General features: G+C 53.8%; 5 protein-coding genes. 1 reads left to right on the forward strand and 4 read right to left on the reverse strand.

Annotation, left to right across the window (positions count from 1 at the left end):
- Positions 1 to 96 precede the first annotated feature (96 nt).
- Positions 97 to 1605 (forward strand): alpha-glucosidase/alpha-galactosidase, encoded by a 1509-nt coding sequence (gene melA / locus C2I18_RS21430; protein WP_249897753.1) that lies wholly within the window; start codon positions 97 to 99, stop codon positions 1603 to 1605.
- 1142 nt (positions 1606 to 2747) lie between these two features.
- Here the strand turns inward: melA and yhbH are convergent.
- From yhbH to C2I18_RS21450, 4 genes are all read right to left on the reverse strand, one after another.
- Complete coding sequence (yhbH, locus tag C2I18_RS21435) at positions 2748 to 3956, reverse strand: sporulation protein YhbH (RefSeq protein WP_481857828.1); 1209 nt, start codon at positions 3954 to 3956, stop codon at positions 2748 to 2750.
- A 67-nt stretch (positions 3957 to 4023) separates the two neighbouring features.
- Positions 4024 to 5703 carry a DUF11 domain-containing protein gene (locus C2I18_RS21440; protein WP_249897755.1) on the reverse strand — a complete coding sequence of 560 codons (1680 nt, stop codon included), beginning with the start codon at positions 5701 to 5703 and terminating at the stop codon, positions 4024 to 4026.
- Entirely contained in the window at positions 5700 to 12197 is a 6498-nt protein-coding gene (locus C2I18_RS21445) for a DUF7507 domain-containing protein (protein WP_249897756.1), read from the reverse strand. The genes C2I18_RS21440 and C2I18_RS21445 overlap by 4 nt, the downstream gene beginning before the upstream one ends.
- Before the next feature lie 371 nt (positions 12198 to 12568).
- On the reverse strand, positions 12569 to 13216 hold the full coding sequence (locus C2I18_RS21450; RefSeq protein WP_249897757.1) for a methyltransferase domain-containing protein: 648 nt from the start codon (positions 13214 to 13216) through the stop codon (positions 12569 to 12571).
- Positions 13217 to 13301 lie beyond the last annotated feature (85 nt).

Below are 13301 nucleotides of genomic sequence, written 5' to 3' on the forward strand. Positions count from 1 at the left end.
ATCCGCTGAAATGGTCATGATATTGGTTACGCTTCCTTCAGGCTGCTTGTTACAATGGACAGGAACAACCAAGCCAATGGATGGAGGATGATCAGGATGTCTTTTAAAGTAACCTTTATCGGAGCCGGCAGCATCGGATTTACCCGCGGACTGCTGCGTGATCTGCTTACAGTACCGGAATTCAGGGACATTGAAGTGTCCTTTATGGATATTAACAGCCACAACCTGCAGATGGTTACCGAGCTGTGCCAGCGGGATATCAGCGAAAATGGCCTGAAGATTTCCATTAAGCCGACCACGGACCGCAGAGAAGCCCTCCGCGGGGCAAAGTACGTATTTTGTACAATCCGGATGGGCGGACTTGAAGCTTTTGCCACGGATGTGGACATTCCGCTGAAATATGGTGTGGATCAATGCGTCGGGGATACCTTATGTGCAGGCGGGATCATGTACGGGCAGCGCGGCATTGCCGAGATGCTGGAGATTTGCCGCGATATCCGTGAAATGGCAGCGCCTGATGTACTGCTGCTTAATTACTCCAATCCGATGGCCATGCTGACCTGGGCCTGCAACAAATACGGCGGTGTGCGGACCATCGGTCTATGCCACGGAGTGCAGCATGGGCATCAGCAGATTGCCGAAGTGTACGGGTTGGAGAAATCCGAGGTAGACATTATTTGTGCAGGGATCAACCATCAGACCTGGTATATCTCTGCAAAGCATAGGGGCAAGGATCTGACTGCCGGATTGCTTGAAGCCTTTGAGTGTCATCCGGAGTTCAGCCGGACGGAGAAGGTGCGGATTGATATGCTCCGCCGCTTCGGCTATTACAGCACGGAATCGAACGGCCACCTGAGCGAATATGTGCCCTGGTACCGCAAGCGCAGCAGTGAAATCATGGATTGGATTGACCTCGGCAGCTGGATTAACGGGGAGACTGGAGGCTATCTCCGGGTCTGCACGGAAGGCCGGAACTGGTTCGAGACTGATTTTCCGAACTGGATGAAGGACCCTGCGCTGGAATATACACCGGCGAACCGCGGGGAAGAGCATGGTTCTTATATCATCGAAGGGCTGGAGACGGGCCGTGTATACAGAGGACACTTCAATGTTGTGAACAACGGGGTGATCTCCAACCTGCCGGATGACGCCATTATCGAAGCGCCGGGTTATGCTGACCATAACGGCATTTCCATGCCGCTGGTCGGTGAGCTTCCGCTGGGGCCTGCTGCGGTGTGCAACGTCAGCATTTCAGTGCAGCGGCTGGCCGTGGAAGCGGCTGTACATGGGGATGACAAGCTGCTGCGCCAGGCCTTTATGATGGACCCGCTGGTCGGTGCCGTCTGTAATCCGAAGGAAATCTGGCAGATGGTCGACGAGATGCTGGTGGCCGGCGAACAGTGGCTGCCGCAGTATAAGGCGGCGATTGCTGAAGCCAAGGAACGGCTGGCTTCCGGTGAGCTTGTACCGACGCTTGACGGTAATGAAGGTGCAGCAAGGCTGAAGGTGAAGACTGTGGAGGAAATGCAGCTCGACCGCGAGGCGGCGAACAAAAACGCGGGCGAATCCGACAAGGGGAAGGACCGGGAGAAGGTACAGCAATAGCGGGCGAGTACGCACTAGCTAATTTGGAATCTTTACTGCTCCCTCTGGAAGTGAATAATCAGGAACATTTACTGCTCCCTTTGGAAGTGAATAATGAAGTGAATAATCAGGAACCTCTCTGCTCGCTTTGGAGATGAGCCTGGTCTGGTTAGTTTAAAGTTTTGCGCTGATGAATGCAGGATTCCGTGGCAGGACTGGCGGCTGCCCTCTAAATGTATTTGATGCAACTATAAGGGGTTGTATTTGTGCGGATCGGACTTTAATTGTAGTTTCTGCATTAAAAAACCGCCGAAATGCTGAAATGCAGCCTTTACGTCACTTTTAATTGTACAGAATACAGTTAACCTTTCATAAGCGTATATTTGCAGTCTTTTAACTGCAGGAAATACAATTAACCGCTATGTCTCCAACCCGCCGCTTGCTGGATAGATACCAACGTATGCGAAAAACCGGGTACAATGTGCGACTGCCTGGGTTAACGGGCCAATGTATGCGAAAAAGCGAGTACAATGTGCGACTGCCTGGGTTAACGGGCCAATGTATGCGAAAAAGCGAATACAATGTGCGACTGCCTGGGTTAGCGGGCCAATGTATGCGAAAAAGCGAATACAATGTGCGACTGCGCAGGGAATTGAGCTCAATGTACACGAAAAAGCGAGTACAATGTGCGACTGCCTGGGTTAACGGGCCAATGTATGCGAAAAAGCGAATACAATGTGCGACTGCCTGGGTTAGCGGGCCAATGTATGCGAAAAACCGAGTACAATATGCGATTGTACAGGTAAACGGACACAATGTACACGAAAAACCAAGTACAATGTGCGACTGCGCAGGGAATTGAGCTCAATGTACACGAAAAACCGAGTATAATGTGCGACTGTGCAGTTAAACGGACACAATGTACACGAAAAACCGAGTACAATGCCCACGCCGCAGGGAACCGAGCCCAATGTACACGAAAAATCGGATACAATGGCCACGCCGCAAGTAACCAGTCGTCCCAACAAAAGAACCTCCAATCCGCTGTTGCGGATATGGAGGTTCTTTAACTTGCTGCAGACGTTTGACGTTATGTGGTGAAGGGCGGACCCTTTGGAAGTTTCAGAAAGTATTCCTGCTGAGCGGCCCATACCCACCCTGGCCTAAGGCTTTACCGGATCTCTTTTGCGGAAAAAGGTCTTCAGCGCCTGATACACTTCCTTCTTATCCTTGATCACATAATGCATGAACTGCTCCTGCTTCAGGTGGCGGTAAGCGGACATCAGCGTGCTGCTACGGTTGTACTGGTTCACTTCCCCGTAGCCGAACATATTGCTGCGCTTCAGCAGCTCGCCGATCAGCTTGACACAGCGCTCGTTATCCGAGGTAAGGTTGTCGCCGTCCGAGAAGTGGAAAGGATAAATGTTGTATTTGGACGGCGGGTACCGGCTGTCGATAATCTCCAGCGCTTTCTGGTAGGCCGACGAGCAGATGGTGCCGCCGCTCTCGCCGCGGGTGAAAAAGTCATGCTCGCTGACCTCTTTGGCTTCCGTATGGTGGGCCAGGAACACAATATCGACCTTCTCATACTGGCGGCGCAAAAAGCGGGTCATCCAGAAGAAGAAGCTGCGGGCGCAGTATTTTTCAAAAGTTCCCATCGAACCTGAAGTATCCATCATCGCAATTATGACCGCGTTGGAATGGGGGACGGTAATATCATCCCAGGTTTTGAACCGCAGATCATCGGGGCTGATGCTGTGAATGCCGGGCTTGCCGCTGCTGGCGTTGCGCCGCAGGTTTTCCAGCAGGGTACGCTTCTTGTCAATGTTCGACATCATGCCTTTTTTGCGGATATCGTTGAAGACAATGGATTTGACCTCAATTTCTTCCTTGTCCTTAGGCGCCAGATGCGGCAGCTCCAGATCCTGAAACAGGATGTCCTCCAGATCCTCGATATTCACTTCCGCTTCCACCGTATCCTGTCCCGGCTGATCTCCCGCCTTGTCGCCTTTGCCCGGCTGGGAAGATTGGGAATCGCGGCCGAGCACATCGCCGACCTGGCTGTCCCCGTCCCCCTGGCCGACATGCTTCTGCTTGCGGAAGTTGTAAATAATCCGGTATTCGTCAAGGCTGCGGATCGGCACCTTTACAATCTGCTTGCCGTCCGACATGATAATGTTCTCTTCGGTAACGAGGTCGGGCAAATTATCCTTAATGGCTTCCCTGACCTTCTGCTGATGGCGCTCCTGATCCTGATGTCCTTTGCGGTGCAGGGACCAGTCTTCTTTTGACACGACAAATGCATATGGACCGGGTGAATGCGGCAAGCTGACCACCTCCCATGGAATATAAATCAGAACGGACCTGAGCATGCTGCTTGGTAGGTTGTAACTAAAGTATATTCATGGGGATGGGGGATATGTGATATGACGCAATCTCTTATTCACTAATCTCTTCAATGATCAGCCTGTAGGTGTTGGAACGGGCTTCCCCGTTGTAGCTGCGGCCGTCAATAGTGAACAGGTAGAGTGCAGTGGAATAGCCTTCTATGGAATGCCCCAGGTAACCAGGATTGATTTTGACAAAATAAGTAAGATGAACCGTCTGTCCCGGATCAACCGTACCCAGCTGCACTGCACCCCTGTAGGAGGTTCCGGGCACGCTCTCTGCACTGATAGTCACAATATCCGGATCAATGAACGTTCCCTGCGGAATGATGCGGATGACAGAGACGTCTGCAGGATAATTGCCGCTGTTGGCCACCTGTATTTTGAACTTTGCGATTCCTCCCGGCTCGACAATCGGCGGTTCGCCCGTCATTTCAATGGAGATGACCGGGGAGAGAATCAGAGTGGTTACCGTATTGGAACGGGTCACCTGGCGTACGCTGCGGCCGTCCGGAAGGGTGAAAGTATACTGGACATTTCCGTGGTTCTGCACGGCCGGCAGCTGCTGAAAGTTAAACGTAGCAGGTATAGAGACCTCCAAGCTGACAATGACGGAAGCTCCCGCCCTTATTGTGCCAAGCGGAACGCCGTCTCCCGGCCGGGCACCTCTTTGGACGGCTCCATCTATCCGGATACTGTCCCAAATGAACAAGGTTCCCTGCGGCACTGCGTCAACGAGTACTGCATCGGCAGCGAAATTCCCGCTGTTTTTTACAGTAAATACGTAATGCAGGCTGTCCCCGGGAGCAGCGCTGTAGTAATTGACCTTAAGATGGACGGAAATTCCCGGGTGAACAACGGTTATGGATACTGTGTTACTTTCTACAGTCTCCGTTTCTTCCACATAGTAGGTGATGGCGGCACGGGTAATAAGGACGGGATCAGATCCTGCCGTGATCCGCACCCGGAAAGAAATCTCAGCTGCCGAGCCTGTACCGAGGTTTCCTAACGGAATTCCGGCCTCAGGGTCTGACTCCGGATCATACACGCCCCCGGCCACTACGCTTCCGGGAATGAAAACGGCGCCGTCCGGGACAGGAATTCTTGCATTGATCCCGGCGAGCGGCCGGGTTCCTTCGTTTTTCAGCAGCAGGGTGTAAGTAACGGCATCACCGACAAATGTAGTCGGCGTACTGGCTGTCAGAAGGGTAGAGAGCTGATAAGACAGGATTGAAATGCTCACCGGATTGGACCGGGTCTCACCGTGGACTTCCCGCCCCTCCAGCGTAGTAAAGATGTATCTTCCCACAGCAGTATTGCGGAGCTGGAGGGAGGAAGGTAGCGAGACAACAATGACCTGAAATGCAATATGCACTGTAATATGCGGCGCAACCGTTCCAAGCGGAATCCCGGCAGCGGGCGTAACTCCGGGCAGGGGAATACCGTCCCTGAGCACGCTGTTGGCTATAAAGGAGACCCCTGGGGGAAGGGCATCTGTCACCACGACCTGTGCGGCCACATTCCCGTTATTGGTTGCGGTGAGGGTATAAACCAGCGTCTCCCCCAGGGAGACGCTGGTTTTGTCAGCACTTTTGTGAAGTGCGAGAACCGGACTGAGAACCGGAGTATTAACGGTATTCGAATAACTGATTCTGTCTACACCGGCTGCCGAACTGAACAGTACCATGGACTGATTGGTTACAACAGTGTCAGGGCGCTGTCCCCGGGTCATACTTCAATTACCTGTACCTGGAAGGTTACAGTAACGGAATCTCCCGGAGCGATGGTGCCGATGATCACCCCTGATCCGGGATTGGCGCCTGCGCGTGTAATGCCGTCTACGGTTACGCTGCCTGTAACGAACTGGCTGCCGGCCGGAATCGGGTCAACCAGCACGACATTGCTGACCGGAGCGATTCCGTTGTTGGTGACCACGATGGTGTAGGTAATGATATCTCCAACAACGGCATCGATGACCGGTGTGCTTTTGACAGCTGTCACATCAGGAGATGACACAGGAATTACGAGCGTGTTGGACAAGGAAGAACCGGAGAGCAGCCGTCCATCCGGCGGTGTAAAGGTAAAGGTTGCGCCCGCCTGGTTAATGAGCTGCTGTGACGGAGGCAGTGTGGCTACAGTGACCTGCAGCGAGACCGCGACGGTGACTGTAGCACCCGGTGCGACTGTACCCACGCTGATGCCCGTTGCCGGATCGGCTCCTGGCTGCGGAACCCCGTTAACCAGCACGCTGTTCGGAACAAACACTGCGCCAGGAGGAATTGCGTCCGTAACGGTTACATTGGCAGGCAGATTGCCGGTGTTGTTAATGTTCAGGAAGTACGTGACTGTGTCGCCTACAGTTGCATTGGCTGTATCCGCGCTCTTCACTACATTAATAATAGGCTGGAATACAGGGATAACCAGCGTGTTGGAGTAAGAAGCGCCGGAGAATGCGCCGGATGTAAAGCTGACGGACGCCTGGTTGCTGAGGTTTGGCGGAGCAGGCAGTGCATTCACCAGGGTGTTAAAGGTGACAAGCACATCCTCTCCCGGTGCCAGGGATCCCAGTGATATTCCGTTGGCAGGATTTCCTCCCGGCAGCGGTGTTCCGTCTACAACCACGCTTCCGGCAACAAAGGAAGCCCCGGCAGGTATCGGATCACTGAGGACGACATTATTAATCGTGGCTATACCGCTGTTGGTGACAAGGACGCTGTAGGTGACGGTATCGCCCACGACAGCATCAATGACTGCAGTGCTCTTCACTACCGAAACATTAGGGGATGATACCGGAATCTGATTAATGTTGGACAACACAGAGTTATTGAAGGTACGGCCGTCAGGCAGAACATAGGCCAGCGAAATTGCAGCCTGGTTGGTCAGCTGCTGGCTTGGCGGCAGTGTGTTGATCACCACGGAGAATGTGACGGTCAGGCTTGCACCGGCGGCAATTGTTCCGAGCGGCACACCGGTAGCCGGATCGCTGCCCGGGGAAGGAAAGCCGTTAATCAGCACACTGTTCGGCACCAGAGTTGTTCCGGCCGGGATCGTATCCGTAAACGTAGCGGTAGCCGGGTAATTGCCCGTATTGCCCACCGTTACCGTATAGGTAACCGTATCGCCGACCGTGGCGTTAACCGTGCTGGAAGATTTGGCTGCGGCCACAACAGGCTGGAAGACCGGAGTTGTCACGATATTGGAGAAAGCACTGTTAGACAGCGCTCCGGAAGTAAAGCTGACTGAAGACTGATTGTTGAGCACTCCGGACGCAGGCAGAGACGTTACTGTTACATTGAAGGATACGTTTACTAATACTCCCGGAGCAATGCTGCCGAGGTTTACTCCGGTAGAAGGAGAAGCCGCAGGGCGCGGAACACCGTCTACCGTTACACTTCCGGGCACGAATGCCGTACCGGCAGGCAGTGCATCTGTAAATACTACGTTATTGACTGTGGCAATCCCGTTATTCGTCAAGTTGACAGAATAAGTAATGGTATCGCCGACGGTGGTCGATGTTGTTGCAGTTGTTTTGACCACACCGAGATTGGGATTGGAGACAGGGATGGTGACTGTGTTGGAGAGTGCTGAGCCGCCCAGTGTCCGCCCGTCCGGCAAGGTGAAGCTGAAGGCAGCAGTGCCCTGGTTGACCAGAAGCTGCGGATTCGGCAGAGAAGTAATCACCACAGAGAAGACAACCTGAACGGTACCGCCCGGAGGTATAGGACCTGCAGCAATACCTGTGGAAGGATCAGCCTGAGGCAGCGGGAGTCCATTAACCAGCACACTGTTCGGTACAAAAGTAGTGCCGGCAGGGATGTTATCCGTTACTGTCAGAGCAGCAGTATAGTTACCGGTGTTAGTAATGCTCAGGGTATAAGTAACAGTGTCGCCGACCGTAGCATTCGTGGTACTTGCACTTTTGGTGACGGCAATGTTCGGCTGGAAGACGGGAACGGCAACCGGATTGGAAAATGCGGAGCCGGAAAAAACGCCCGAAGTATACGTTACGTTAGCCTGATTATCAATAGAGGTATCCGCCGGTACAGAAGTAACGGTTACGGTGTAGGAGACTACTGCCGTGGCTCCCGGTGCAAGTGTCCCGATGCTGACTCCGTTCGCCGGGTTGGCATTCGGGAACGGCACCCCGTTAACGGACACGCTTCCCGGAACAAATGCGGACCCGTCCGGTGTAGGATCACTCAGCAGTACATTATTCACCGGGTCAATTCCGGTATTGGTAATGCTCACGGAGTAGACAATGGTGTCCCCTATGGCAACTGCAGTAGACGTTGTGCTCTTGACAACGTTAAGATTGGGGGCGGAGACCGAGACCGTTACCGTGTTGGACACTGCAGAGCCGGTAAGCAGGCGTCCGTCAGGCGGAGTGAAGGTGAAGGTGGAAGCTGCCTGATTGACGAGCTGCTGCGGTGAAGGCAGAGAGACAATAAAGACAGAGAAGCTGACGGTTACGCTTGTACCGGGAGCGACGGTGCCGACCGCAATCCCGGTATCGGGAGCTGAGCCGGGCTGGGGGAATCCGCCGACAATGACACTGTTGGGATCAAAGGTGGTGCCTGCCGGAATGTTATCTGTAAGGGTAACGTTCGCGGCAAGGTTCCCGGTGTTGCTGACAACGACAGTATAGACAATATTGTCGCCGACACTGGCGTTCAGATCGCTTGCGCTTTTGGCCAGTGTAATCTGCGGCTGTGTCACCGGTGTCGTGGTGACATTGGATGAAGAAGAGCCTGAGAAGACACCGGAGGTAAAACTGACTGTTGACTGGTTGTTGATCTGTGAAGGAATCGGCATTGTTATCCTCACCTCGAATGTTACGGCAACTGATGCCCCTGGGGCCAGGCTGCCGATTGGAATGCCGGCGGACGGAACTGATAGCGGCTGGGAGACGCCGCCCACAATTACGGTTCCGGGAATAAAAGCCGCATTCTCAGGCAGAGGATCGCTGAGAATGATATTGCTGACAGAGGCAATGGAATTATTGGTCAGCACAGAAGTGAACGTCAAAATATCACCTGTTACGGCATCAATGGCGTTTACACTTTTGACAACACTGACATTCGGTGCAGAGACTGGGACGGATAACGTATTGGACACAGTATTGCCGCCCAGCTGCCTTCCGTCCGGCAGGGTGAAGCTGAAGGCCGCGGCTGCAGAATTGAACAGCTGCTGGCCTGGAGGAAGCGCTGTAACGGTAACCAGGAAGCTGACGGTAACACTTCCGCCGGGGGAGAGAGGGCCGACAGGGATACCGGTCACGGGATCATATCCCGGCAGCGGTACGCCGCCGACAATCACACTGTTCGGTTCAAAAACAGCCTCAGGCGGAAGGATGTCTGTGACATTGAGCGTAGCTGCAATATTGCCGGTATTGCTGATAAGCAGCGAGAAGGATAAGGAGCTGCCTACCGAGGCCTGCACGGTATTTGCACTTTTTATCATGCCTATAACAGGTATAAAAATAGTTGTGACCACCGTATTCGACAAGGCCGTTCCGCTGAATAACCCTGCTGTAAAAGATGCGCCGGCCCTGTTATCCAGCCGGGCAGGTTCAGGCAGAAACGCGGCATTTACCTGAAAGGTTACAGTGGCTGTTCCCCCTGCTGCGAGCGTGCCGAGGGCAATTCCCGCGTTAGGATTGGCTGACGGCTGAGCCGTCCCGTTTACGGTGACCGTCCCGGAGACGAATGTACCTCCGGCGGGGACGGGATCGGACAGGACGATGTTGTTAATCGGCACCCCGCTCGGATTTGAGACTGCAACAGTGTAAGTAATATACTCACCGACTGCAGCGGATGAGAGATTAGCGGATTTTAGAAGAGTCAGGTTAGGTGCGGATACCGGGATCGTCACAATATTGGACACACTGGATCCGGCCAAAGACCGCCCGCTGGGCAGCTGATAAGTGTAGCTGCTGCTTCCCTGGTCGGTTAATACAGGCGGAGAAGGCAGCGATTGTACAGATGTCAGGAAGGTTACCGTTACACTGCCGCCCGGGGCAACCGGTCCGAGCGCAATACCGGTGAGCGGTGAATCTGCAGGACGGACTGCGCCGTTAACTGTAACGCTGCCCGGAACAAAAGCAGAGCCTGCCGGAATCGTATCCGTAACTGTTACGGCTGCGGCCAAATTCCCTGTGTTCTGGACCTGAAGCGTGTAGAGGACGTTCCCGCCTACGGTGGCACTGGCTGTACCGGCGCTTTTGACGATACTGATGACCGGCTGGTATACAGGTGTTGTTGTAGTATTGGATTGTGTAATCGCAGTGAATGTCCCGGAGCTGTAAGAAGCCGAGGAACGGTTGGAAAGTTGTGCGGATGCTGGGACACTGGTTACATTCACCTGGAACGTGACGGTCACACTGGTGCCGGCTGCTATCGTGCCTATAGTGATACCTGTCGCCGGATCCGCAGCCGGACGCGGTGAGCCGGCAACTGTCACGCTTCCCGGCACAAAGCTGCTGCCCTGCGGAATCGGATCGGACAGGACAACATTGGTTACCGGAGCTATCCCGTTATTGCTGATAACCGAGGTGTAGGTCAACACATCGCCCACCGAGGCATCGGGAAAGCTTGCGCTTTTGACGACAGCGACGCTCGGCAGGGTGACCGGTATGGTCAGCGTATTGGAAGCTGCCGATCCCGGGACTGTGCGCCCGTCAGGGACCAGGAATGTGTAAGCTGCTGTTGCCTGGTCGGTCAGCTGCGGAGGTGAAGGAAGACTGTTAACTACGACCTGAAACGTAACGTTGGCGGTCCCTCCTGCAGCAACCGTCCCGATGGGAATACCTGCAGCCGGATTGCCTGCAACCGGCGTTCCGTTCACGGCAAAGCTGCCGGGAATATAGGTGCTTCCGGCCGGAATGTTGTCAGTAAAAGTTGTAGCTGCGCCAATATTTCCCGTGTTACTGATCTGCACTGAGTAAGTGATCGTATCGCCGACTGTTGCATTGGCAGTGCTGGCGCTTTTGACCATGCCCAGCACAGGTGAATATACCGGAAGCGTGTTGGTGTTCGACGGAATGACTCCGGACACAATGGGACCTCCGGCGACACTCTGGAAGGTAAAGGCGGCATTTGCTGTATTGGCTATCGTCTGCGGATTAGGCAGAGAGGTCACTCTGGCCTGATATGTAATCGTCACAGAGGAATTCAGGGCCAAGGATCCCAAGGGTATACCTGCGGTAATATCGTAGGTAGGCCGTAGTACGCCCGCAACAACCACGCTGCCGGCTACAAAGGTCAGGCCGGAAGGAAGAGTATCCGACAATACGACGCTGGCTGCGCTGGCAGTACCTGTATTGTTGACCGTTACCGTATAAGTAATCGTGTCACCGACAATGGGGCTGGTAACATTGGAGGCTTTGGTGAGACTGATTACCGGTGCGTTAATATTGATCTGGAGTGCATTGGCATTGACAACATAAGCATCTCCCGAGGTGGTCAGGGTCAGCAGTGCCGACGATTGGTTGTTCACCAGTCTGGCCGATACATCGACATTGGTGATGTCCCAGCCCTGCCGGCCGCCGGTGATGTTGGAACCCGGGCTGCCGTTGGTCTGGTTGCGGCTGCCGAAGGTACCGGTAGTGTTCAGTGTGCCGGCGTCATTATTGATCTGTGAAGCAAAAAAGTTGTTCGCAAAGTTATTGGGTCCGGATAATGCGACCTGGGTTGCTGAAGTGGGACCGAAAAGCGCCTGGTCGCCTGAACGGTTGGCATCTCCTTCCTGTGCACTGAACAATATACGTCCGCCCAGCGCACCGGTGACCGGTGTGGCGAAGCCCGTAATCGTGGTAAGGACCGGTGCTGAAGTAGACTGTACCAGCACGGCTCCTGCACGAAGGGACATATTGCGGAAGGGAAGGGATGTATTCTGGTAGATGACGCCAAGGGTCCAGCCGGCATGATTGGCCGTAGGATCACCGTTGATCACGATAGTGCCTACCACACCGGCTGTAATATAAGTTCCGGCTCCGGCCGCTTTCACCGCGTTCGTCACGTTGGCTGAACGGACATAGGCCAGCGCACCGCTGCCCAGATCCACCGAGTTGGCGGTAGCCGGGTCCGGTGTGACGCTGACTGTGCCGGCAGGTGTAGTAAAGGAGACGGGATTGTTGATGGCTGAACTGAGATTGACGTTGCCGTTAACATAGGAGCCGCCCCAGATCAGTTCGGCATACAGAACCGTACTCCCGGCAGGAAGCGTCAATATGGCCGCTGAACTGTTGCTCTGGTACTGGTTCGTAGTTCCTGCGGGATAAGTTCCGAATACAGAAGAAGTATTGACTGTGCTGAACGCGCCGATACTGTCCTGGGTCCCGGGAACTCCGGCCGTATCCGAGCGGCTTAAACCAAGGGTATTCCCGGTGAAAGTAATCGCACCAGTTGCATTGATTGTGGCCCGAACAACTAGAGGAATGATTAATCACCTCCTTCTATGAAGCTTGACTGGAAATATACCGGGACGAAAAAAAGCAAACCGCCCCGGCTGAGGACGATATGCAGTCTTTATTGTGATATATTAGCCTATGACGGGCTCTGGACAATATTGTATGTCCTCTGCCGGAGCTGCTAAAAAATTCACCTGCCGGAATTTGGTCTGGTCCCTGCGCGCAGCCTGCGCTCCAGCAGGACTCGCGGTTCAGGATAGCGGTACCGGCTCATCGCCTCCAGTTCCTCAAGGCTGATCTCCTGCTTGATTACAGCAAAATGATACATAATCTCATGAACCACATTAGACTGCAGCATTTTGAGAATCTCCAGCTCTTCCGTCTCATACAGCGAGTCATTAAATGGATACTGGTAGAACAGCTCCATCCGCAGGAGCCGGAAATCAAAGGGCGGAACGGGGACAGGATAATCGGGGACAGGCGGAGAAGGTGTACTGCAGGAAGGCTGGTAAAATTCACCGGTAAAGTAACGCGGAGTATATTCGTCAAATTTCTGCTTGAACAACGGATTGGAGATGTGGGGAAAGCTGTGGGCATAGGGAGCCAGAATGCAGACAACAGCTTTATGGGTACTGATCCGGTAAATTTCGTTCATGACTGCAAACAAATTGTCCACATAAGGCAGTACACGGCTGGCCATCACGAATTCAGCGGAATTGTCCGGCAGCGGAATGCCTTCATTGATATCACAGACAAGATCCACGCCGGGGGCTGGCATGCGGCCGATTCCCAGATAACCTGTCTCTTTGCCTGAACCGCAGCCGATATCGATTCTCAAGGAAACCACTCCTTCAGGGCATATATAAGGTTCTTAACCATTGTATTAATCCGGCTGTTCAGCGCTTACGGCTGCTGCCTACGGC

Source organism: Paenibacillus sp. PK3_47 (assembly GCF_023520895.1).
Lineage (GTDB): Bacteria > Bacillota > Bacilli > Paenibacillales > Paenibacillaceae > Paenibacillus_AQ.

Coding starts and splice junctions, on each gene's coding strand:
- melA (WP_249897753.1), top strand. CDS start 97: ATGTCTTTTAAAGTAACCTTTATCGGAGCCGGCAGCATCGGATTTACC.
- C2I18_RS21440 (WP_249897755.1), bottom strand. CDS start 5,703: ATGACCCGGGGACAGCGCCCTGACACTGTTGTAACCAATCAGTCCATG.
- yhbH (WP_481857828.1), bottom strand. CDS start 3,956: ATGCTCAGGTCCGTTCTGATTTATATTCCATGGGAGGTGGTCAGCTTG.